This window comes from Variovorax sp. dw_308 (assembly GCF_019207085.1).
Lineage (GTDB): Bacteria > Pseudomonadota > Gammaproteobacteria > Burkholderiales > Burkholderiaceae_C > Variovorax.
In genome coordinates, this window is record NZ_JAATOM010000003.1 from 246,139 (window position 1) to 268,424 (window position 22,286).

A 22,286-nucleotide genomic window follows, 5' to 3' on the forward strand; every position below is an offset into this window, starting at 1 on the left:
CAACGCGTTTTCTGTTCGTTCAAGACTTGGCGGCAAGCGCCGCGGGGTTGAGCGGGCTCACCGCCTTGCCCTGGGTGAGAAAGCCGATGAGGTTGGCGGTCGCCAGGTCGGCCATGGCGCGCCGCGTGGGCACGGTGGCGCTGGCGATGTGCGGCGTGAGGACCACGTTCGGCACCGTCAGCAGGTCGGGGTGCACCTTGGGTTCGCCCTCGAACACATCCAGGCCGGCAGCGGCGATACGCTTCTCTCGCAAGGCCACGGCCAGTGCCGCATCGTCGACGATGCCGCCGCGTGCGATGTTGACGAGCGTGGCGGTCGGCTTCATCAGCGCCAGTTCGGCAGCGCCGATGGTGTGGTGCGATGCGAGGCTGTAGGGCACGACCAGCACGACGTGGTCGGCAGTCTTGAGCAGCTCCTCCTTGCCCGCGTAGCTGGCCTTGCATTCGGCCTCCAGCGATGCATCGAGCCGCGAACGGTTGTGATAGATCACCTTCATCCCGAAGCCATGCGCGCCGCGCCTCGCGATGCCCTGCCCGATGCGACCCATGCCGATGATGCCGAGCGTGCTGCCGTGGATGTCCGCGCCCGAGAACATGTCGTAGGCCCACTTGGTCCACTTTCCGGCGCGCAGGAAATGCTCGCTCTCGGCGATGCGGCGCGCGGTCGCCATCAACAGCGCGAAGCCGAAATCGGCCGTGGTCTCGGTGAGCACGTCGGGCGCATTGGTGCCGAGCACGCCGTGCGCGGTCATCGCGTCGATGTCGAGGTTGTTGTAGCCCACGGACATGTTGGAGACGATCTTCAGGTCCGGGCTGGCATCGAGCACTTCGGCGTCGATGCGCTCGGTGCCGGAACTGAACATGCCCACCTTGCCTTGCAGCCGCGCGATGAGTTCGGCCTTCGACCAGAGTGCGTCAGCCTGGTTGGACTCGACCTCGAAATGTTCTTCAAGCCGCGCGATGGTCTCGGGAAAGATGCCGCGCGCGATCAGTACCTTGGGTTGGCTCATGGTGTTCAGCGAAAGAAGATGAGGGATAAAAGAACGAACAGCGGCAACAGGATGCCACCGGACCAGGCCATGTAGCCGAAGAAGCCGGGCATGCCCATGCCACGCTCGTCGGCGATGGCCCGGACCATCATGTTCGGCGCATTGCCGATGTAGGTGCAAGCGCCCATGAACACGGCACCGGCGGAGATCGCGGCCAGCGTGTCGGCATGGGTGGTCATCAGCGCCTGTGCGTCGCCGCCGGCGGTGTTGAAGAACACCAGGTAGGTCGGCGCGTTGTCCAGGAAGGCGCTCAGCAGGCCGGTGGCCCAGAAGTACATGGCCGGGTCGGGTTGGCCATCGGCCTGGGTCACGGCGGACACGATCGCACCGAAGGGGCCATGCACGCCCGCGCGCAGCATCGCGATCACAGGGATGATGGTCAGGAAGATGCCCGCGAAGAGCTTGGCCACCTCGGCCATCGGGGCCCAGGAAAAGTGGTTGTCAGCATGCACCTTGTCAGGCGTGATCCGGAGCGACAGCAGCGTGACCAGCACCAGCCCCACATCGCGCACGATGCCTGGCAACCCGACCTCGGTGCCGTGGACATCGAAGCTCACCGGCGATTTCCACGCACCGCTCAGCAGCACGAGCCCGACGATGGCGGCCAGCAGCCAGAAGTTGCGGGCACCGTCGAACCCGAAGCCGCGCGTGTCGGGCGTCGGGTCCACCGGCAGCACGCCTTCCTTGCGGTAGTAGTGGCGGTCGACCAGGTAGAACAGCACGAGCAGCACGCCGACCACAAAGAGCGTGTCCGGCAGGATGTGGTTCAAGGTCCAGAAGAAGTCCACGCCGTTCAGGAAGCCGAGGAACAGCGGCGGATCGCCCAGCGGCGTCAGCGAGCCGCCCATGTTCGACACGATGAAGATGAAGAACACGACCACGTGCACCCGGTGCCTGCGGTTGTCGTTGGCACGGATCAGCGGCCGGATCAGCAGCATCGACGCGCCGGTCGTGCCCATCAGGCTTGCAAGCACCGCGCCAATGGCAAGGATGCCCGTGTTCAGCCCCGGTGCGCCATGCAGGTTGCCGCGAATGTAGATGCCGCCAGCCACCGCGAACAGAGCGGTCAGGAGGATGACGAAGGGGATGTATTCGCCCAGCAGCGCGTGCACCAGCTGCGCGCCCCCCAGCGAGGGCCCGAATGCCACCGCAAACGGAACCAGGAACGCGAGCGACCAGGCAGCCGACACCTTGCCGTAGTGGTGGTGCCAGAAGGCCGGCACCAGCAAGGGCATCAACGCAATCGAAAGAAGAATGCCGGCAAAGGGCACGCCCCACAGCGGGGACAGCGCGGCGGCGTCGAACCCGGCCGCACCGGCCAGCGTCGGGAACAGGGAGACGAAGAGGAAGGTGGCGGCAGCGCGAGCCACAGTCTTCATGCGGGTGCGATTTCGAACACCTGCCGCAGGTAGGCCAGATACTTCTCGTCCTCGCACATGTTCTTGGACGGCGTGTCGGACAGCTTGGCCACCGGCTGGTCGTTGCAGGCAATCATCTTGATGACGATCTGCAGCGGCTCGTAGCCGAGGTCGTTGGTGAGGTTGGTGCCGATGCCGAAGGCCAGCTGGCAGCGTCCGCGGAACTGCTGGTAGAGCTCGATGGTGCGCGGCACGGTCAGTCCGTCGCTGAAGATCAGCGTCTTGGTGCGCGGATCGACCCGGTTGGACACGTAGTGCGCCAGCATGCGCTCGCCCCACTGGAACGGATCGCCGCTGTCGTGCCGTGAGCCGTCGAACAGCTTGCAGAAGAACAGGTCGAAATCGCGCAGGAAGGCGCTCATGCCGTACACGTCCGACAGCGCGATGCCGAGGTCGCCGCGGTACTCGCGTCCCCACATCTCGAAGCCGAACACCTGGCTGTCGCGCAGCCGCGGACCGAGCGCCTGGCAGGCCTGCAGGTATTCGTGCGCCATCGTGCCCAGCGGGATCAGGCCGAGCTTCATCGCGTAGAGCACGTTGCTGGTGCCCGCGAGCTGCGGGCTGCGATCGCCGAGGCGGGCCGGCACCGTCACCACGCCGAGCTTGCTGCTCAGCGTGCGCAACACCTCTTCGTGCCATTCCTTGGAGAAGCGGCGGCGGGTTCCGTAGTCGGCGATCTTGAGGTCGCTCAGGCCCTCGCCCTGCAACTGCTCGATCTTGGTCGCGAGGCGGCGGCGGCCTTCCGAAAAGTCCGCAGCGGGCTGCGTGTTGCGGAAGTAGACCTCGTTCACGATGGCCAGCACCGGGATCTCGAACAGGATGGTGTGCAGCCACGGTCCCTTGATGAGGATGTCCAGTTGGCCATCGGCCTGCGGCGTGATCTGGATGTACTTCTCGTTGAGGCGGAACAAGCCGAGGAAATCGACGAAGTCGCTCTTGATGAAGCGCATCGAGCGCAGGTAGACCAGTTCCGCTTCCTTGAACTCCAGCGAGCACAGGTGCCGCACTTCCTCGCGGATCTGGTTGGCGAACTGGGCGAGGTTGACGCCCGGATTGCGGCACTTGAAGCGGTACTCCACGCGGGCCCCCGGGAACCGATGCAGCACCACTTGCATCATCGTGAACTTGTAGAGGTCGGTGTCGAGCAGGCTGTTGATGATCATGGGTGCAAAACCGTGTTGTCTCTTTGTGCCGGCCCATTATCACGGGCTATGCCGCTTCGCGTCGGCGCGTGCCTACGGGCCCTTCCCTGCAAGTCCTACCGTCGTGCACGGGTGCCTCAGCCACATTGCCTCCACGTTGGCAAACACGCCGACGCCTCAACCGCAACGAAGGAGAAAGCCATGAACAAGGACACCATCGAGGGCAATTGGAAGCAGCTCAAGGGCAAGGTCAAGGAACAGTGGGGCAAGCTGACCGACGATGACTTCGACGTGATCGCCGGCAAGCGCGACCAGTTGCTCGGCCGCATCCAGGAACGCCATGGCATCAGCCGCGACGAAGCGGAAAAGCAGGTCAGCGAATGGGAAACGCGCGACGGTCGCGAACCCAGCGCGCTGTGGTTCGAACGCGTCTGATCTCCCGCACTTTTTCAGCAACTACCCCTAGAGGAACCCATCATGAAGAAACATCTGCTCATGCTTGCCATCGCATCGTCCTGCCTGCTCGGCGCGCAAGCCTCGAATGCCATGTCGAAGGACGAATACAAGGCGGCCAAGGAAAAGATCGAGGCCGACTACAAGGTCGACAAGGCCCAGTGCGACACGATGAAGGACAACGCCAAGGACGTGTGCATGAAGGAAGCCAAGGGCAAGGAAAACGTTGCCAAGGCCGAACTCGAACAAAGCTACGAGCCCAGCGCGAGCCATCAACGCAAGGTGGCTGAAGAAAAGGTAGACGCGATGTACGCCGTCGCCAAGGAAAAGTGCGACGACCAGAAGGGAGCGGAAAAGAGCGCTTGCGAAAAGCAGGCCAAGGCCGACGAGGCCAAGGGCAAGGCCGACATCAAGGCCATGAAGATGTGACGCTTGCGTCACACCTTCATCAGGGTGTGAACTACCGCGGCCAGTTCGGGCGAAAGCTCGACTGGCCGCTGGCTTTTGCGGTCCACGTAGACATGGACGAAGTGGCCTTGGGCGGCGGCCGTTTCGGCGCCCTCGGCAAAAAGGCCGATCTCGTAGCGCACGCTGGAGCGGCCCGTCTGCGTGACGCGGATGCCGGCCTCCACAGTCGTCTGCGGAAAGGCCAGCGGGGCAAAGTAGTTGCACTGCGTCTCGACCACGAAGCCCACCACTTCGCCGTGGTAGATGTCGAGAACGCCGCGCTCGATCAACAGGGCGTTGATCGCAGTGTCGAACCAACCGTAGTAGACGACGTTGTTGACGTGGCCGTACATGTCGTTGTCGGACCAGCGCGTTGGGATCTTGCGGAACACGGCGTACTGGCTGCGGTGATCGGGCGAAGGCTTGAAGGGCCTGGAACGGGCTGCGCTGCTCATGGCGCGGCATTTTGCCTGCGGCGTGCATTTGGCCCGTTGATTTAGAACCAGTCACCTAGATTGCTGCAACGCAACAAAAAGGGGTTGATTTGATCGTCGGCAGGCCTATACTTCACTCCATGCTGCGGCGCAACAAAAAGCGATGTCAGCAAACCGCCCCTCTTCCTCTCATCTCAAATCTCTGGAGCTCCACATGGCACTGACCGCTGACCAATTCCTCGCCGCACAAAAGGCAACCGTCGAAACCCTGTTCGGCCTGACCTCCAAGGCATTCGAAGGCGTCGAGAAGCTGATCGAACTGAATGTGACCGCTGCCAAGACTGCCCTGGCCGAAGCCGGCACCACCGCCCAGGCCGTGCTGAGCGTGAAGGACGCGCAAGAACTCATCGCCCTGCAAGCCGGCCTGTTCCAGCCCCTGGCTGAAAAGGCGACCGCTTACAGCCGTCACCTGTACGACATCGTTCAAGGCACGACCGGCGAATTCACCAAGGCTTTCGAAGCCAAGGCCGCTGAAGCCCAATCGACGCTGGTGAACCTGGTCGACAGCGCTTCCAAGAACGCACCCGCCGGTTCGGAAACCGCCGTCGCCATGATGAAGAGCGCCGTGGCTGCCGCCAACAACGCTTTCGAATCGGTGCAAAAGGCTGTCAAGCAAGCCTCCGATGTCGCCGAAGCCAACTTCACCGCCGTGTCGAACTCGGCCGTGAACGCAGCCAAGAGCACCGCCCAGACCGCTACGCGCAAGCGCTAAGCCCTCGGGGCCTCTGCCTCTCTATTTACAAGTTGTCTCCTTGGGTCCTCCCGGATCCAATTCAGGGCCCTGTCGCAAGACAGGGCCCCTTTTTTTTGTGCCGCGCCCGCCTCCCGGATAATGCCGCCCAACATTTCTTGGAGATTCGCATGCAAATCGAAGGCAAGGTATTCATCGTCACCGGCGGCGCGTCCGGGTTGGGTGAAGGGGCGGCGCGCATGCTTGCGGCCAATGGCGGCAAGGTCGTCGTCGCCGACATGCAGGCCGAGAAAGGCGCGGCGGTGGCGCAGGAGATCGGTGGCGTCTTCGTCAAGTGCGACGTGAGCCAGGAGGCCGACGGCCAGGCCGCTGTCGCCGCGGCGCTCCAGCTCGGCAAGCTGGTCGGGCTGGTCAACTGCGCCGGCATCGCGCCGGCCGAAAAGACAGTGGGCCGCAACGGCGCGCACGCCCTGGCGGTGTTCAGCAAGACGGTCACGGTCAACCTCATCGGCAGCTTCAACATGATCCGCCTGGCTGCGGAAGCCATGTGCAAGAACGAGCCCGAGTCCACCGGCGAGCGCGGCGTGCTCATCTCGACCGCCTCCGTCGCGGCCTACGACGGCCAGATGGGCCAGGCGGCGTATTCGGCATCGAAGGGCGGCGTGGTCGGCATGACGCTGCCTATCGCACGCGACCTGGCCCGCAACGGCATCCGCAACATGACCATCGCACCGGGCATCTTCGGCACGCCGATGCTGTTCGGCATGCCGCAGGAGGTGCAGGACGCACTGGCAGCCAGCGTGCCGTTCCCGTCGCGTCTGGGCACGCCGGCGGACTATGCCAAGCTGGCGAAGCACATCATCGAGAACGACATGCTGAATGGGGAAGTGATTCGGCTGGATGGGGCGATCCGGCTGCCGCCGAAGTAGGCAAACCGCTGTTTCCGACCGACGTGCTTGTCGCGCAACGCCGGGATGGAGCGCGGCGCAAGCGCCGGCCGCTGCTTGCGAGGGTCAGCCCCCTTGGGCTCGCGCGCGGCCCTGATTGTGTAAGTGATGCCTGGCTTCCTCGCGCTCGCGCCAGTTCGACGGTAGCTGCCCGAACTGGGCCGTGAACCAGCGCGTGAACGAGCCCTGCTTGCTGTAGCCCAGCCGCTCGGAAATCCTGCCGAGGTTGAATTTCGGGTTCTCGAGATAGCGGGGCGCCAGTGCGGAGCGCACCGCGTTGAGCAGCAAGGTGAAGCTCGTGCCGGCTTCATCAAGTTGCCGTTGCATCGAACGCACGCTCATCCCCAGGGCCTGTGCCACGCTTTCGACGGTCGCTCGTCCCGTGGGCAGCATCAGGTAGATCGCCTTGCGCACCTCGGGCACGATCGGATGCTTGTGCGACTGCGACTGCTGCGACAGCGATTCGATGAGCTGCCGGGCGTAGCGCGCCACGGCCGGGTCGGCTTGCGGATTGGGTGCCGCGAGGTCTGCCGCAGCGAAGACGATGCCGTTGAACTCGCTGTCGAATTCGAGCCTGCAGGCGAACACGCGGCGATGCAGGCGCAGGTCGGACGGCGCCGAGTGCGTGAAGTTCACGCTGCTTGGCCGCCATTGCGCGCCCATGAGGTCGCTGCACATCCGGAACAGCACGCCGACGGCCAACTCGGCGGCTTGCGGCGACGGCTTGGTGCTTATCACCTCCTGGCGCAGGATCGCCACCCCGCCGGCCTCCTCGAGTTCCATTGCCAGGCTCTCGTTGAACAGGTAGCGGTTCTCGATGGTCGTGACGAGTGCGTCGCGCAAGGTTGCCTGGTGCGTGATCAACATGCTCGCCACGCCAATGCTCGACAATTTCCTCGACTGCGCCATGCGCAGGCCGAAGGTGGCACAGCCGGAGCCGGCCGCCGACGCTTCGAGCAAGGCCACCACGGCATCTGTCGAAATGCGCTGTTCTGGATGCTTCAGCAGATTCAGGTTCAGGCCTGCATGCCGCAAGGCCTCCCTGGGATCGAAGCCAAGGCTCTCGGCGACCTCCGGGAAGTGGGTCAGGGCGGCGGCGCGAACCCGCGGGCCCATGGTCTGGGCAGTCAACTCGTTACGCATTCGATGCGCCAGCCGTGGCTGGATCAAAGAGGCGCGTGAACTGGTCCCCAAGGAGGTCGTGGAACCCGAGGGCATGGTGTGCACTTCCGAAGTCAGGCGGTCGGCAGCCGGTGTTCGCGGAAGGTCTCGCGCAACCGGTTTTTCAGCATCTTCCCCGTGGCACCCAGCGGAATGCTGTCGACGAATGCCACGTCGTCCGGCGTCCACCACTTGGCGATGCGGCCGTCGAAGAAGGCGAGAAGTTCCTCGCGCGTCACCTCGGCGCCCGGCTTCTTCACCGCCACCAGCAGCGGGCGCTCGTCCCACTTCGGGTGCTTGACGCCGATGCACGCGGCCATCGCCACCGCCGGGTGGGCCATCGCGATGTTCTCGAGGTCGATCGATCCGATCCACTCGCCGCCGGACTTGATGACATCCTTGCTGCGGTCGGTGATCTGCATGAACCCATCGGCATCGATGGTCGCGACGTCGCCCGTCGGGAACCACCCGTCGACCAGCGGATCACCGCCCTCGCCCCTGAAGTAGTTCGCAATGACCCAGGGACCGCGCACCATCAGGTCGCCCGAAGCCCGGCCGTCGCGCGGGAGTTCGCCGCCGTGCTCGTCCACGATCTTCATGTCGATGCCGTACAGCGAGCGTCCCTGCTTCGCCTGCAGCGCCCGGCGTTGCACCGCGTCCAGGCCCACATGCTTGCCCTTGAGCTTGCCCAGCGCGCCCATCGGACTCAGCTCAGTCATGCCCCAGACGTGGATGACCTGGACGCCGTACTTGTCCTCGAAGGCATCCATCATGGCCGGCGGGCAGGTCGAGCCGCCGATGACGGTGCGCTTCATGGTGCTGAACTTCAGGTCGTTCGCTTCTACATGCGCGAGCAATCCCTGCCAGACGGTCGGCACGCCGGCGGACATGGTCACGCCTTCGGACTCGAACAGCTCGTGCAGCGACTTGCCATCCAGCCAGGGGCCGGGGAACACCAGCTTGGCGCCCACCATGCAAGCCACATAGGGCAGGCCCCAGGCGTTGACGTGGAACATCGGAACGACCGGCAGGATCGTGTCGCGCGAAGAGCAGTCGAGCGAGTCCGGCAGTGCGCTGGCGTAGGTGTGCAGCACCGTGGACCGGTGGCTGTATAGCGCGCCCTTGGGATTGCCGGTGGTGCCCGAGGTGTAGCACAGCGACGAGGCCGTGTTTTCATCGAACAGGGGCCAGGTGAATTCCGGGGAGTGCGCGTCGATCAGGTCCTCGTAGCACAGCAGGTCCGGGATCGTCGAGGACGCCGGCATGTGCTCCCGGCTGGTCATTGCAACGAATGTCTTGATGGTCTTCACGCGCGGGGCGATCGCCTCGACCAGCGGCAGGAAGCTCAGGTCGAAGAACAGCACCTGGTCCTCGGCATGGTCGGCGATCCACACCACCTGGTCCGCATGCAACCGGGGGTTGAGCGTGTGCAGCACGGCGCCGGAGCCCGACACCGCGTAGTACAGCTCCATGTGGCGGTAGCCGTTCCATGCGAGCGTCGCGACACGGTCGCCGAAGCTCACGCCTTTCGCGGCCAGCGCGTTGGCCATGCGGCGCGCGCGCTGCGCGAGGTCGGCGTAGGTCTGGCGATGCATGTCGCCCTCGACGCGGCGCGAGACGATTTCCTGCTCGCCATGGTGACGCTCTGCGTGATTGAGAAGCGTCGAGATCAGCAGCGGCTGCTGCATCATGTTTGCGTTCATGGTGGCTGTCTTCTTATCGGCGGGTTGACGCGAGTTTGCCGGTCACGGCCGCGTCGATGAGTTCGGGATCCGCACCGAGGTGCGACGGGATGGATTGATTCACTCTTTTGTCTCCTTTTTGATGGTGCGAAGGCTTGGCATGCCTCTACGGTAGCCGTGCGCGCCTGCGCGGGCTGTTTTACTTGGGACATAATTTTTCAAAATTGGGACAGGTGTGATGCATGCCTTGACGCGAAGTCCCACCTTTACCGACTAAGAACACGTGGCCCGTTTACTGCGGCTCGATTCGTTTCGCATGCTGCGGATAGCCAGGCTGCCGGCCGCGGTGCTCGACGATCCGAATCTGATGATCAGTGCCGATGCGGTTGCGTGGCTGCTGGAAGAGTCGGCCCGCCTGTCCGGCCAGGAGGCCTTCGGACTGTTGATGGCGGACATGAAAAGTCTGGCCAACCTGGGCATGCTGGCGCTGGCACTGCGCGAAGAGCCAACGCTTCGCGCAGCAACGGAATCGTCTGTTCGCTACATGCGGCTGCACAACGCCGGAGTGCAATTGCGGCTCGAAGACGAAAGTGACTTCGTGCTGGTACACGTGGATGTGAATGTGAAGCACGAGGGCGTGCGCCGTCAGGCTATCGAACAGGCGATGGTCGTCGTGCTGCGGGTGCTGAGAGTGCTCAGTGCCGATACCTTCTGGCCGCAACGGTTCTGTTTCACCCACGATCGGGCCGCCAGCCTGGAAGTGCATCGCCGCGTGCTGGGAAGAGCCTCGGATTGGAGGGCAAGGCGACAGCCCGGCCCATCTCGGATAAGTGAGAAGGCAGGTTCGAGGGCGTCTGAGGTGTGCCTTCGTCATCCCGAGCCAGGCACGCTGGTTGCCTGAACTCCTGAACCTGCTCCCTATGCGTTCCTGAGGTTGCGGATCGCGGCCTGCCCGCGATTGCCGGCCGCTCGACTGTGCCGAAGCGCCTTTCGCCATCGGCTTCCCGGCCTTGCTGCCCTCTGGTTGTCGATGTCCCAGTATTGAACGAAATTGTCCCAATCCTGAATTCCTTTCGCGGCCTCAAAACCTACCATTGAGCCCGTAGACGAACGAACCAGTGGCCTTCCTGTTCAGCCACATCTTTCGGACGTACTACTGATCCGCCCCCCTCAAACACAGATTGGAGACATAAATGACAGCAACCGCCGCAACCCAAGACACGGCTTCACAAGGCAAGCCCATCGCACCGGCCATTGTCCGGCCATCGGTGCGCCGGCATTCGATCAAGGTGGAGCTTTGCACGCCCGCCATCGGTGCCGAACTCAGCAACATCAGCTTGGCTGATGCCGCCCTCGATCCGGATGCCATTGCCGAAATCCGGGCGCTCTGGCTCAAGCACAAGGTGCTGTTCTTTCGCGATCAGGACATCTCGCCGATGGAGCAACAGAACTTTGCCCTGCAATTCGCCGAACTGGAAAGCCATCCCCTTGCTCCGAGCCATCCGGAGGCGGACAAGCTGCTGACGCTCTACCGCAATCTCGACCCGAGCAAGCCCACCTACGTCGAGAAGACCAGCCGCGAAAACCTCTGGCATGCCGATGTCACCTTCAAGAAGGCGCCACCCCGCGGAGCGGTATTGCGCTGCGAACTGGGTCCGGACACCGGCGGAGACACCATTTGGTCCAACATGGTGATGGCCTATGAAAACCTGCCCGCCGCCGTCAAGCAGCGCATCGCCGGCCTGTACGCCAAGCACAGTGGCGAGCATATCTTTGGCGCGCAGTTCGCGATCGAAGACCGACACGCGATGGCCGCGAAGAACCCCGGCGCCGAGCACCCTGTTGTGCTCACCCATCCGGAGACGGGTGAAAAGGTGTTGTTCGTCAACTCGGCATTCACGACCCATTTCTCGAATTTCTTCAACTTCGAGGACTTCCGATACGGCCAGGACTTCATGCCAGAGGCTCATCATCTGATGAACTACCTGAGCTCCCAAGCCGCGATTCCGGAATACCAGGTACGTCTGAAGTGGAGAACCAACACGGTTGCCATGTGGGACAACCTGCAAGTTCAGCACTACGCAGTGTCCGACTACGGCAATGCGCCACGAAAGATGCTGCGCGCCACCCTCACGGGCACCGAGCTGACCTGAGCCCACCGGCTCCCTCGGCAAATCCAGGGCACCGCCTATGCGGCGGGCAACCCTGGCACGTTCATAAATTATTTCTCAACCCCACCTCTCTAATGGAGACAAAAATGCTCTACCAACAAGTCGACACCGCAGTCATCGATGGCGAATCCCTGCCCTGGGTGCCTCTGACACCCTATGCAGACAAGCTCCTGCTGAAGTACTTCAAGCTCGACCCGATCAAGGGTGAATTGCTCGTACTGATGAAGGTACCGATGGGCGTGCAACTGCCCAAGCACCACCACACCGGTACGGTCATGGTCTACACGATCGAAGGCAAGTGGAGATACAAGGAGCACGACTGGGTCGCCGGGCCGGGCAGCATCGTGTACGAGACCGCCGCATCGAGCCACACGCTTGAAATCGTCGAGGCAGGCGAAAGCGGATACATGACCTCGCTGGTCCAGGTGAGCGGCGAACTCCTGTTCCTCGACGAGAACGAGAACGTCGTCGCGTCCGAAAACTGGAAGACCTCGATGAACCGCTATCTGGCCTACTGCGAGCAGCACGGCATCGAGGCGAAAGACCTCACGGCATTCAACTGATCTGGATTGCACGGGGGACCGGTTGCGCACGGGTGATCTTGACCGTTGGCATGCAGGCCGATTTTTCGCCCTGCATGCCCGCCGCCACGATCACGATGCGACAGATACGACAGGACCTGCGCCTGCTGGGCAAAGGCTGGCACTTCGCGTCAGGGCATGCATCACGGTCACCTGTCCCAATTTCGAAAAATTATTTCCCATTCAGCTTGCGCAAGCGGCCAAGGCTATCTCGAGGCCGAGAACTTTTAAAAGATGGAGACAATGAACATGAGCACTGCAACACACGTCGGTCAGCCGCGCCCCGCCTTGGGGCAAGTGGATGCCGACAACCCCGACGCATTCAACCACTGCTTTGCCGAAGTCAACGGCATTCGCATGCACTACGTCGACGAAGGCCAGGGCCCGCTCGTCATCCTGCTGCATGGATTTCCATACCTCTGGTACGTGTGGAGGCGCCAGATCGGGGCCTTGGCCGAGGCCGGCTATCGGGTCGTCGTGCCCGATCAACGGGGATTCGGGCAAACCGATCAGCCAGATTCGATTGAAGCCTACGACATGAGTCAGGCAGTCGGCGACGTGGTCGGACTGATGGCGGCCCTCGGCGAAACGTCCGCGGTGATCGTCGGACACGACTTGGGCGCAGGGGTGGCTCAAGCGGCCGCCATGATGAGGCCGGACCTGTTCCGCGGCCTCGTGATGCTCAACACGCCGGCGCCACCAAGGGGCAAGGAAAAGCCAAGCGTCGGCTGGCGTGCCATGGCAAAGGACAAAACCTTCTACCAGTTGTACTTCCAGCAGGTCGGCAAGGCCGATCGCGAAATGTCGCGCGACCCACGCAAGACCTTGCGCAGCATCTTCTACGCCATCTCGGGTGCCGCGACCGGCAAAGAGCGCTGGCGCTTGTTCGTCGAGCCTGGAGAAACCTTTCCCGACACGTTCCCTGAGCCAAAGGACTTTCCGTCCTGGCTGAGCCCGCGGGCCCTCGACTACTACGTCGATGAATACACGCGCACGGGATTTACGGGCACCTTGAACTACTACCGCTGTCGCGACCGCAACTGGGAAATCTCGGCTTTTCTCCACGGCGCCGTGGTGCGCCAGCCAAGCCTTTTCATCGGTGGCGCCTCCGACCCGGCTCTTGAACAAATTGTCGGCCTCTATGACCAGCTCGAAACTTACCTGCTTGGACTGCGGAACAAGATATTGCTGCCCGGCGTGGGCCATAGCGCCGCAGAAGAACGCCCTGATCAAGTCAATGAGTTGCTGCTGGGATTTCTCGAGCAGCTAGAGCGCTAGCGCCTCTTCCGTTCGACAACTCGAGGTTCCAATGCACACGCACTCGCTAGATGCGAAGCAGGGCTGTGCCGACAGCTATCTGTTCGGCCCCCGCCAAGCCTGGTTCGCCTTCGCGATGACGATCGCGCTGATGATGTTCGACTATGTCGACCGTCAGGTGATCGTCTCGCTCTTTCCCCACATGAAGCAGGACTGGGGCCTGTCTGACAAGCAGCTCGGTGCGCTGGTCTCGATGGTGTCGATCACCGTCGCGATCGGGGCGCTGCCGATCGCACTGCTCGCTGACCGCACCAACCGGGTCAAGAGCATCGCCGTGATGGCCACCATCTGGAGCCTGTCGACGATCTCCTGCATGTTCACGCGCAACTACGGCCAGTTGCTGGCCGCGCGCGCGCTGATCGGCATGGGCGAAGCCGGCTACGGCTCGGCCGGTGCGGCCCTGATCGCGACCCATTTCCCGACGCGCATGCGCAGTGCCCTGATGGGCGGCTTCTTCGCCGCAGCGTCGGTGGGCTCCGTGCTCGGCGTGATGCTCGGCGGCTTGATCGCGCAGCACTGGGGCTGGCAGGCCGCGTTCGGCGTGGTCGGCTTCCCGGGCTTGTTGCTCGCGCTGCTGTACCTCAAGGTGCGCGACTACCCGACCGTGGCGCTCACGCCCCGGCTCGAACGCGCCACCCGCTCGACCTTCAGCGCGGCGCAGGCCATCGGCAAGGCACTGATTCGCTCGCGCACCATGCTGTGGGTTTGCGTGGGCAGTGCGGCGCAACTGATCGTGGTCTCGGCCGTCTGGTCGTGGCTTCCGAGCTTCTTGAACCGCGAGTACGGCATCGCGCCCGACCAGGCAGCCATCAAGGCGGGGCTGGTCGTGCTGTGCGGCGCCATCGGCAGCGTGGTCTGGGGCGCGGTGGTAGACCGGGCCGGCCGCCGCCACCCGCGCGCCAAGCTGTACGCGATGGCGCTGCTGTGTGCCGCCTCGTTGCTGACGGTCGCGGTGGCCTTCGGCGGTCCGCGGCTGGGCCTGGCGATGTCCCAGCAGGTGCAGTTCGCGCTCATCGCCCTCGGTGGCTTCCTGATGACCTGCACCATCGGACCGTCGCCCGCGATCGTGATGGACGTGATCCACCCCGGCATCCGTGCCACCGGCGCTTCGGTGCTGGCACTGTTCTCGAACCTGTTCGGCCTGGCCGTCGGGCCCTTCGTTGCCGGCGTGCTATCGGACGCCTGGGGACTGTCGACGGCGTTGACGGCTGTGCCGGCGATCGGGCTGCTGGCGGTGCTGGCCTTCGGCCTTGCGGGTCGAACCTACGACGCCGACATGCGGCGCGCCGACGAGCCCATCGACGAGCCGACCTCGACCCCCGTAGCGGGCGAGCCCACTGCGCCTGCCTGAGGCGACCTTAAAGTGCTGGCGCCGACCGAAAACCGACCCGAGGTCAATATCGAATCGGCGCCGACAAGCAGCCCACTCGGGAGCCCGAGCGGCGCATGCGAGGCTTTTGCAGGCCTGAGCGCGCCCAGGCTTTTCTCTCGAGCTTCGGTCCCATCCGCCAGCACTTTGCGCTCAAGCGTCACCTGTTGCGACCATCGCTCTATCGCAAGCAACTGGCTGCGCGCTTCGACGCCTGGCGTCTTTGGCCTCACCCACAATCCGTCTGCCGCCTTCTGAATCGCAACGCCGCCTGCCGACGTTGCGACCACTCGCCGTCAACGTGACAACGCCCGCAGAAGGCTACGTAGAGGGTTCGCGCGCGTTCGCACTCTGGACGACCACGTTGATCGACGTGCAACTTCGCCATCCCGACGAAAAAGAAAGTGCGAGAGCGGGCCGATTGCTGGGCGTTCTTGACGCCAGTCGTGAAGGCCTTTTGCAGCGACCTTTCGCTCGAATCGACCCTTCTGCCGATGCAATGGCCACACTCCGGCCAACGGCGTTGAGCAGCATCTTCGCGACGCACGGATCATTCCACTCTACGAAGGCACGAATGGCGTGCAGGCAATGGAACTTGCTCGGTCGCAAGGTCCTGGACGATGGCGGGAGATGCGTCGAGGCCTTGTTAAGTCTTGTCCAGGACTCGATAGATGCCGAACAGGGGATCACCGATCTCGAGGAGTTCTTGGTGTCGTCGAGCCGAATTGCTGGACAAACCAGCGAATGAACGACGGGCTATCGGCATGGCCGGGAAGGCTGGAGATCTGGCCCACGTCCATCTGGGTATCCGCGAGATAGCGGATCACCAGTTCGCGTCGACCCGTGTTGAAGAGATCGGTGAAGGACCTGCCGCTTGCGTCCAGTTCGCGTTGAAAGCTTCTGACGCTACGACCCGGCGACTGGGCCACTTGTTTGATCGTGGCAAGCTGCACGGGGAGCGAAAGGTAGATCGCGCGCCGCGTTTCGGCTACCAATGAGTTCTCTGTCTTGCGCTGGAGAGCATTGACGAACGAACGGGCGCAGTCGGCCATGGCCGGATTCATGACCTGCGCCCAGATCACCGAAATATTGGGCCCTTCTTCGAGCGTCAGAAGCAGGGACTCATTGAGGAGGTGGCGATACTGGGTCGTCGACCCGGTTCAACTCCGTGGCAGGGTCGAGGCCGATCTCTTCCGGGACCTGAACTTAGTTCGGTCAGAGCGGCTGCTCGAACCATAGATTGCGTCTGCACGTGTCAACTCCCGGAAGATCCGTAGTCGTAGAAACCTCGACCGCTCTTCATGCCAAGGCGGCCCTCGGCGATCATCTTCTTCAGCAAGGTGCGCGTCGCCTCGGGCAGCCCGGGTCGTTGCCGGGCATAGTTCTCTTCGATGCTCAGCACCACGTCCAGGCCCACCGCGTCCATCAGGCGGAAGGGGCTGAACTGTGAACCGGTGGCCTGGTTATAGATAGCATCCACCGTCTCCGCGGATGCGACGCCCTCGGCCACCACGGCCAGCGTTTCGCGTTTGATGGCGGCCCAGATTCGGTTGAAGATGAATCCCATGCTCTCGCACTGCACCACATAGGGCGTCAGGCCGTAGCCGGGCAGTGCGTCGACCAGCAGTTGAATCACCGCCGGGTCGGTGCGGCCGCACGACATCAGCTCGACCGGCGTGATGGCCGGAGGCATCAGGAAGTGAGTGTTCAGCAGGCGCGCCGGGTCTTTCACGCAGTCGGCAAGGGCACTGGAGGAATAGGACGAGGAATTGCTGGCCAGGATGGCGTCGGGCTCGGAGAGTGCATCGATCCGCTTGAACATGTCCTTCTTCAGGTCAAGATCTTCCGGCAACGACTCCACGACGAGCCACGCGTCCTTGAGCGCGGTCGCCAAGTCGTCGAAGCCCACGACGGTGCCGCCGCGGCTGCCCGGCAGCGTGGCCAGCACGGCAGGCAATTGCTCTTTGGCATAGGCGACGCCGGCATCGCGCGTTGCGGCGCTGCGGGCATACAGGCGCACTTCGGCGCCGCGCGTGGCCAGCATCAGCGCGATGCGGCGACCCAGGGTGCCCGCGCCCAGGATGGCGATGGGGCGCCTCGTGATGTTCTCGGGGAGTTTGAATGTCATGGGGTATCCAATGCGCTCATTGCGGCGCGAAGGTGCTCGATGTCAATCCATTGAGCTGGTTCATTGATGCCGTCGCGAATCCGACGGCGTCCTTGCCCTTGAGCCCGAGCATGGCGCGCGCCTGCGCGGGCGTGGCCATCTCCAGCGACAGTCCCTTGAGGATTCGCTTGATCTTGCGAACCTGTTCGGCACTGGAGTTGGCCATTTGGCCTTTGCCGAGATACAGGCCGTCCTCGAGCCCGACGCGAACGTTGCCGCCCAAGACGGCGCCCATCGGCGGATCGAGAGAGACCGAATTGAAGCTGTTGGCCGTCAGGCCGACGTCCGCGCCATCCACGCCGCGCGTGGTGACTACCGTGATGCCGGTGGTGAACGAGCCTGGAGCCTTGCGGAACTGCTTGGAGTCGATGGTGGTAGCGCTCATGTCGCCCTCCTTAACGCGGATTTTGGATTCGGGGCACCGCACTCGAATCAATCGCAGCGAAAGTGACATTGCCTGTGCTCATTCGCCATGTCGCAGGACGCCTGATCCCGCGCCTCACAGCCGGACAACCCGAGGATGGCGCTCGAGCTGCTCGAGAAATTCCAGGAGCAATTCGTTGACCTGGTCAGGGCGTTCTTCCGCCGCGCTATGGCCTACACCGGGCAGTAGTATCTTTTTCCGCAGTCCAGGCAGATAGGTGTCGAGCCGGTCATAGACAGCGCGCATTTCGACGGGTTCGAGGGAAGGGTCGGCAGCGCCGCCGATGAACATGCTCGGCTGGCGGATCACCGCGCCGTCCAGAAACGCTGTGATCTCCCAGTTCCGGTCGCGACAGCGGTAGTAGTTCAGGGCACCGGTGAATCCTGTGCGCGTGTATTCATGGACGTAGTAGTCGATCGCCCGTGCGCTCAGCCATGACGGGAACTCCTTCGGCTCGGTGAAGGCGTTGAGAATGGATTCGCCGGGTTCGATGAACAGGCGCCAGCGCTCGGCGCCGACGGCGCTGCCAGAGACCGAGTAGTAGATGCTGCGCAAGGTCTTGCGCGGATCGCTGGCCAACTCGCGATCCGGCTTGCCGACCTGCTGGAAGTAGAGGTGGTGATACACCTTGCCCTTCGCCATTTCCTGAAGGGCGACTGTCGGCTTGACCTTGCCGCGCGGTGGCACCGGCGTACAGAGCATCGCGAGGCCACGGAACAGGTCCGGCCTCAGCATGGCCGCCGCTTGAGCCACCCAAGCGCCCAGGTCGTGCCCGACGATCACCGCGGACGTTTCGCCCAGGGCCGCCATCAGGCCGACCATGTCGCCCACTGCCTGATTCAGGTCATAGGCTTCAATGGAATCTGGCCGATCGGTTTGCCCGAATCCCCGTTGATCAGGCACGACGACCCGATAGCCGGCCTCGGCCAAGGCCCCGATCTGGCGCCTCCACATGTACCAGAGGTAAGGTAAACCATGCAGCAAGATGACGAGCGGGCCTTGGCCCTCGTCGACGTAGTGCATGCGAATGCCGTTGACTTCGGCAAAGCAGTGGTTGAATGCGTCGGGGTTGTCGGCATCCACTTGCCCCAGCGCGTGGCGCGGCTGACCGATGTGTGTTGCAGTGCTCATGTCGATTGTCTCCATCTTTCAAAAGTTCTCGGCCTCAAAGATAGCCATGGCCGCTTGCGAAAGCTGTATTACTTGGGACATAATTTTTCAAAATTGGGACAGATGACCGTGATGCATGCCCTGACGCGAAGTGCCTCCCTTACCGACTACGAGCACGTTGCCCGTTCAGTGGGGCTCGATCCGTTTCGTATGCTGCGGATGGCCAAGCTGCCGGCTGTGGTCCTCGATGATCCGAATCTGATGATCAGTGTGGATTCGGTGGTGTGGCTGCTCGAGGAGTCGGCACGCCTGTCGGGCCAAGAGGCCTTCGGGCTGTTGCTCGCGGAAACGAGAAGCCTGGCCAACCTGGGGATCCTGGCGCTGGCAATCCGGGAAGAGCCAACGCTTCGCGCAGCATTGGAATCGTTTATTCGCTACATGCGGCTGCACAACGCCGGCGTGCAATTGCGGCTCGAAGACGATGGCGACTTCGTGCTGGTCCATGTGGATGTGAATGTGAAGCACGAAGGCGCCTGCCGCCAGGCTGTCGAACAGGCGATGGTCGTCGTACTGCGGGTGTTGAGAGTGCTCAGTGCCGATACATTCCGGCCGCAACGGTTCTGTTTCACCCACGAGCGGCCCGCCAGCCTTGCAGTGCATCGCCGCGTGCTGGGAAGAGCCACGGATTTCTCCCAGGAATGCAACGCCATTGTTTGTCGGAGCCGCGACCTGGGTGTGCCAATCCCTGCTGCAGACCCGAAGCTGAACCGCGAGGTCAAGCGATGGCTGGAGATGCAACTGGTCAACCTCCCCGACGAGCCGGCGCAGCGGACTCGCGAGATCGTCAGGATGCTGCTGCCCACCGGGCTTTGTTCAGTGGATCGGATTGCCCAGCATCTTGGCATGCATCGACGCACCTTGAACCGACAGCTGGCGACCCAGGGTGAGAGTGTCAAAACGATCATCAATGCTGTACGTGCCGAACTCGCCGAGGAGTACCTGGCCAACAGCAAACGCAGGTTGTACGAGGTCTCAGAACTCCTCGGCTTTTCCTCTAGCACTCACTTTTCCAGCTGGTTCCACAGTCGGTTTGGCAAGACACCCTCGGATTGGGCCGCCCGCTACCGGGAGGGCAAGGCCGCAGCGCGGCCCACCTCGCATAAGTGAGAAGGGTCAGGTTCGAGGGCGTCTGAGGCGTACCTTCGTCATCCCGAGCCAGGCAGGCTAGCTGCCTGAACCTGCCGCACCCTACAACCTGACGTTGCAGATCCCGGCCTGCCCGCGATTTGTCGGCCGCACGGACTGTGCCGAAGCGCTTTCGCTACCGGCTCCCCAGCCTCGCTCCCTCCTGGCCCTGGTGTCCCAATATTGAACGAAATTGTCCCGCCCTTGAAATCCGTTCACGACCTCAATATCTACCATTAAGGCTCCGAACTTCCCCAACCCAGGAGCCAACATGCCCATCATCGTCTGTGAAAACCGCGTCGGCCTCAAAGCCGAAGTTAAAGCCGAGATCGCCCGCAAGGTGACGACCGCAATCCAGGAAATCATCCGGTCCCCTCTAGATCTCATCAGCGTCGTGTTCCACGATCTGGACGAGCAAAGCAGCTATCGCTCCGGAAGGCCCACCACCGATACGTTGATCTTCTGCCATCTACGGGACGGACGAAGCGACGGCGCCATTCTTTCGCTCATCAAGGAAGTGAGCGCGATATGGAGCGCCTGCACTGGTGACTCGGAGGACGACATCGAAGTCGCGGCGGCCCTCTATCCGGCAAGACACGTCGTGCGAGGCGGTGAACGCCTTGCCGAAGCGCCTCGCGTTTGAGCACATCGCGGATCCGCCTCCTCAAACATAGATTGGAGACATAAATGACAGCAACCGCCGCAACCCAAGAAACGGCTTCACAAGGCAAGCCCATGGCACCGGCCATTGTCCGGCCATCGGTGCGCCGGCATTCGATCAAGGTGGAGCTTTGCACGCCCGCCATCGGTGCCGAACTCAGCAACATCAGCTTGGCTGATGCCGCCCTCGATCCGGATGCCATTGCCGAAATCCGGGCGCTCTGGCTCAAGCACAAGGTGCTGTTCTTTCGCGATCAGGACATCTCGCCGATGGAGCAACAGAACTTTGCCCTGCAATTCGCCGAACTGGAAAGCCATCCCCTTGCTCCGAGCCATCCGGAGGCGGACAAGCTGCTGACGCTCTACCGCAATCTCGACCCGAGCAAGCCCACCTACGTCGAGAAGACCAGCCGCGAAAACCTCTGGCATGCCGATGTCACCTTCAAGAAGGCGCCACCCCGCGGAGCGGTATTGCGCTGCGAACTGGGTCCGGACACCGGCGGAGACACCATTTGGTCCAACATGGTGATGGCCTATGAAAACCTGCCCGCCGCCGTCAAGCAGCGCATCGCCGGCCTGTACGCCAAGCACAGTGGCGAGCATATCTTTGGCGCGCAGTTCGCGATCGAAGACCGACACGCGATGGCCGCGAAGAACCCCGGCGCCGAGCACCCTGTTGTGCTCACCCATCCGGAGACGGGTGAAAAGGTGTTGTTCGTCAACTCGGCATTCACGACCCATTTCTCGAATTTCTTCAACTTCGAGGACTTCCGATACGGCCAGGACTTCATGCCAGAGGCTCATCATCTGATGAACTACCTGAGCTCCCAAGCCGCGATTCCGGAATACCAGGTACGTCTGAAGTGGAGAACCAACACGGTTGCCATGTGGGACAACCTGCAAGTTCAGCACTACGCAGTGTCCGACTACGGCAATGCGCCACGAAAGATGCTGCGCGCCACCCTCACGGGCACCGAGCTGACCTGAGCCCACCGGCTCCCTCGGCAAATCCAGGGCACCGCCTATGCGGCGGGCAACCCTGGCACGTTCACAGATTGTTTCTCAACCCCACCTCAACCACTCCAATGGAGACAAAAATGCTCTTCCAACAAGTCGATACCGCAGTCATCGATGGAGAATCCCTGCCGTGGGTACCGTTGGTGCCCTATGCAGACAAGATCCTGCTGAAGTACTTCAAGCTCGACCCGATCAAGGGCGAATGGATCGTCATGATGAAGACCCCGATGGGCGTGGAACTGCCCAAGCACCACCACACCGGTACGGTCATGGTCTACACGATCGAAGGCAAGTGGAAATACAAGGAACACGACTGGGTCGCCGGGCCGGGCAGCATCGTGTATGAGACGGCCGCATCGAGCCACACGTTTGAAGTCGTCGAGGCAGGCCAAAACGGAGATTCGGTCGCGCTGGTCCAGGTGTCCGGCGAACTCTTGTTCCTCGACGACAACGGGAACATCGTCGCATCCGAAAACTGGAAGACCTCGCTGAACCGCTATCTTGCCTACTGCAAGCAGCACTTCATCGAGCCGAAAGACCTCACGGCATTCAACTGATCTGATCGTACGGAGATCCTTACGGGCACTCAGGCCCCCAGCCTGGCCCGCTGAGGCTCCTGCGTCGCGTGCATTCAGCTGAACGTGCCCGCTGTTTCAGGTTAACCGTGGACGATTGAGACGGGTACTGCGCGAGCGGCCGAGCGACAGATTTGCTTGACAGGCCAACCGGCCCCTTTGCTTCGACGACGCTGCGTCCGCGCGGCACCCGCAACTGGAGAACAGCAGCATGGCTTTCCTGAGAG

22 protein-coding genes and 3 pseudogenes are annotated in these 22,286 nt (G+C 62.7%); 14 read left to right on the forward strand and 11 right to left on the reverse strand.

All coding sequences use genetic code 11. The features are described 5' to 3' along the window. Positions 1-19: 19 nt before the first annotated feature. Genes HCU76_RS07585 through pncB form a run of 3 tightly spaced genes read right to left on the reverse strand, consistent with a single transcriptional unit; the run spans position 20 to position 3,629 of the window. Positions 20-1,009, reverse strand: a complete 990-nt coding sequence (locus HCU76_RS07585) for a D-glycerate dehydrogenase (RefSeq protein WP_218508904.1) — start codon at positions 1,007-1,009, stop codon at positions 20-22. A gap of 5 nt (positions 1,010-1,014) precedes the next feature. Then, on the reverse strand, positions 1,015-2,427 hold the full coding sequence (locus tag HCU76_RS07590; RefSeq protein WP_218508905.1) for a sodium:proton antiporter: 1,413 nt from the start codon (positions 2,425-2,427) through the stop codon (positions 1,015-1,017). Next, positions 2,424-3,629, reverse strand: a complete 1,206-nt coding sequence (gene pncB, locus HCU76_RS07595; RefSeq protein ID WP_218508906.1) for a nicotinate phosphoribosyltransferase — start codon at positions 3,627-3,629, stop codon at positions 2,424-2,426. The genes HCU76_RS07590 and pncB overlap by 4 nt, the downstream gene beginning before the upstream one ends. A 180-nt stretch (positions 3,630-3,809) precedes the next feature. On the opposite strand from pncB, the gene HCU76_RS07600 reads away from it, so the two are divergent. After that, the gene (locus HCU76_RS07600) at positions 3,810-4,043 is read left to right on the forward strand and encodes a CsbD family protein (protein WP_213956268.1); all 234 of its coding nucleotides are present in this window, start codon (positions 3,810-3,812) and stop codon (positions 4,041-4,043) included. 42 nt (positions 4,044-4,085) lie between these two features. Further along, the gene (locus HCU76_RS07605; RefSeq protein WP_218508907.1) at positions 4,086-4,490 is read left to right on the forward strand and encodes a hypothetical protein; all 405 of its coding nucleotides are present in this window, start codon (positions 4,086-4,088) and stop codon (positions 4,488-4,490) included. 8 nt (positions 4,491-4,498) lie between these two features. Here HCU76_RS07605 and HCU76_RS07610 read toward each other — a convergent pair whose 3' ends face one another. Beyond that, positions 4,499-4,963: a thioesterase family protein gene (locus tag HCU76_RS07610; RefSeq protein ID WP_218508908.1), complete on the reverse strand. Its 465-nt coding sequence runs from the start codon at positions 4,961-4,963 to the stop codon at positions 4,499-4,501. A gap of 193 nt (positions 4,964-5,156) precedes the next feature. Here HCU76_RS07610 and HCU76_RS07615 point away from each other — a divergent pair, with 193 nt between their 5' ends. Together HCU76_RS07615 and HCU76_RS07620 are read left to right on the forward strand one after the other, a co-directional pair. After that, positions 5,157-5,714: a phasin family protein gene (locus HCU76_RS07615; RefSeq protein ID WP_213956265.1), complete on the forward strand. Its 558-nt coding sequence runs from the start codon at positions 5,157-5,159 to the stop codon at positions 5,712-5,714. Positions 5,715-5,863: 149 nt separating this feature from the next. Then, positions 5,864-6,622, forward strand: a complete 759-nt coding sequence (locus HCU76_RS07620) for a 3-hydroxyacyl-CoA dehydrogenase (protein WP_218508909.1) — start codon at positions 5,864-5,866, stop codon at positions 6,620-6,622. Between the two features lie 84 nt (positions 6,623-6,706). On the opposite strand, the gene HCU76_RS07625 is transcribed toward HCU76_RS07620, so the two are convergent. Both HCU76_RS07625 and HCU76_RS07630 read right to left on the reverse strand, forming a co-directional pair. Then, entirely contained in the window at positions 6,707-7,783 is a 1,077-nt protein-coding gene (locus HCU76_RS07625) for an AraC family transcriptional regulator (RefSeq protein ID WP_256354074.1), read from the reverse strand. A gap of 92 nt (positions 7,784-7,875) precedes the next feature. Continuing rightward, positions 7,876-9,504, reverse strand: a complete 1,629-nt coding sequence (locus tag HCU76_RS07630; RefSeq protein ID WP_218508910.1) for a 3-(methylthio)propionyl-CoA ligase — start codon at positions 9,502-9,504, stop codon at positions 7,876-7,878. Between the two features lie 262 nt (positions 9,505-9,766). Between HCU76_RS07630 and HCU76_RS07635 the strand changes: the two genes are divergently transcribed. The 6 genes and pseudogenes from HCU76_RS07635 to HCU76_RS07660 all read left to right on the forward strand — a co-directional run. Beyond that, positions 9,767-10,384, forward strand: coding sequence for an AraC family transcriptional regulator ligand-binding domain-containing protein (locus HCU76_RS07635; protein WP_371319776.1), 618 nt, complete (start codon positions 9,767-9,769; stop codon positions 10,382-10,384). 292 nt (positions 10,385-10,676) lie between these two features. Beyond that, positions 10,677-11,636 carry a TauD/TfdA family dioxygenase gene (locus HCU76_RS07640; protein ID WP_218508911.1) on the forward strand — a complete coding sequence of 320 codons (960 nt, stop codon included), beginning with the start codon at positions 10,677-10,679 and terminating at the stop codon, positions 11,634-11,636. A gap of 104 nt (positions 11,637-11,740) precedes the next feature. Continuing rightward, on the forward strand, positions 11,741-12,217 hold the full coding sequence (locus tag HCU76_RS07645) for a 2,4'-dihydroxyacetophenone dioxygenase family protein (RefSeq protein WP_218508912.1): 477 nt from the start codon (positions 11,741-11,743) through the stop codon (positions 12,215-12,217). A 267-nt stretch (positions 12,218-12,484) separates the two neighbouring features. Beyond that, positions 12,485-13,513: an alpha/beta fold hydrolase gene (locus HCU76_RS07650; RefSeq protein ID WP_256354075.1), complete on the forward strand. Its 1,029-nt coding sequence runs from the start codon at positions 12,485-12,487 to the stop codon at positions 13,511-13,513. Positions 13,514-13,544: 31 nt separating this feature from the next. After that, entirely contained in the window at positions 13,545-14,903 is a 1,359-nt protein-coding gene (locus HCU76_RS07655; RefSeq protein WP_218508913.1) for an MFS transporter, read from the forward strand. A gap of 68 nt (positions 14,904-14,971) precedes the next feature. Continuing rightward, positions 14,972-15,179: pseudogene (locus HCU76_RS07660) on the forward strand (IS6 family transposase); the annotation flags it as partial. A 428-nt stretch (positions 15,180-15,607) separates the two neighbouring features. On the opposite strand, the gene HCU76_RS07665 reads toward HCU76_RS07660, so the two are convergent. The 5 genes and pseudogenes from HCU76_RS07665 to HCU76_RS07680 form a co-directional block, all read right to left on the reverse strand. After that, positions 15,608-15,985: a helix-turn-helix domain-containing protein gene (locus tag HCU76_RS07665; protein WP_218508914.1), complete on the reverse strand. Its 378-nt coding sequence runs from the start codon at positions 15,983-15,985 to the stop codon at positions 15,608-15,610. A 191-nt stretch (positions 15,986-16,176) separates the two neighbouring features. After that, the gene (locus tag HCU76_RS07670; RefSeq protein WP_218508915.1) at positions 16,177-17,049 is read right to left on the reverse strand and encodes a 3-hydroxyacyl-CoA dehydrogenase family protein; all 873 of its coding nucleotides are present in this window, start codon (positions 17,047-17,049) and stop codon (positions 16,177-16,179) included. A gap of 76 nt (positions 17,050-17,125) precedes the next feature. Then, positions 17,126-17,323 (reverse strand): annotated as a pseudogene (locus tag HCU76_RS37170) (3-keto-5-aminohexanoate cleavage protein); the annotation flags it as partial. Then, positions 17,324-17,542: pseudogene (locus tag HCU76_RS37175) on the reverse strand (flavin reductase family protein); the annotation flags it as partial. A 45-nt stretch (positions 17,543-17,587) separates the two neighbouring features. Beyond that, positions 17,588-18,643 (reverse strand): alpha/beta fold hydrolase, encoded by a 1,056-nt coding sequence (locus tag HCU76_RS07680; protein ID WP_256354076.1) that lies wholly within the window; start codon positions 18,641-18,643, stop codon positions 17,588-17,590. A gap of 102 nt (positions 18,644-18,745) precedes the next feature. Here HCU76_RS07680 and HCU76_RS07685 point away from each other — a divergent pair, with 102 nt between their 5' ends. From HCU76_RS07685 to HCU76_RS07700, 4 genes are all read left to right on the forward strand, one after another. Next, complete coding sequence (locus tag HCU76_RS07685; protein WP_218508917.1) at positions 18,746-19,789, forward strand: AraC family transcriptional regulator; 1,044 nt, start codon at positions 18,746-18,748, stop codon at positions 19,787-19,789. Between the two features lie 289 nt (positions 19,790-20,078). Beyond that, complete coding sequence (locus HCU76_RS07690) at positions 20,079-20,450, forward strand: tautomerase family protein (RefSeq protein WP_218508918.1); 372 nt, start codon at positions 20,079-20,081, stop codon at positions 20,448-20,450. Positions 20,451-20,494: 44 nt separating this feature from the next. Then, positions 20,495-21,454 (forward strand): TauD/TfdA dioxygenase family protein, encoded by a 960-nt coding sequence (locus HCU76_RS07695; protein ID WP_371319777.1) that lies wholly within the window; start codon positions 20,495-20,497, stop codon positions 21,452-21,454. A 110-nt stretch (positions 21,455-21,564) separates the two neighbouring features. Then, positions 21,565-22,041, forward strand: coding sequence for a 2,4'-dihydroxyacetophenone dioxygenase family protein (locus tag HCU76_RS07700; RefSeq protein ID WP_218508919.1), 477 nt, complete (start codon positions 21,565-21,567; stop codon positions 22,039-22,041). Positions 22,042-22,286 lie beyond the last annotated feature (245 nt).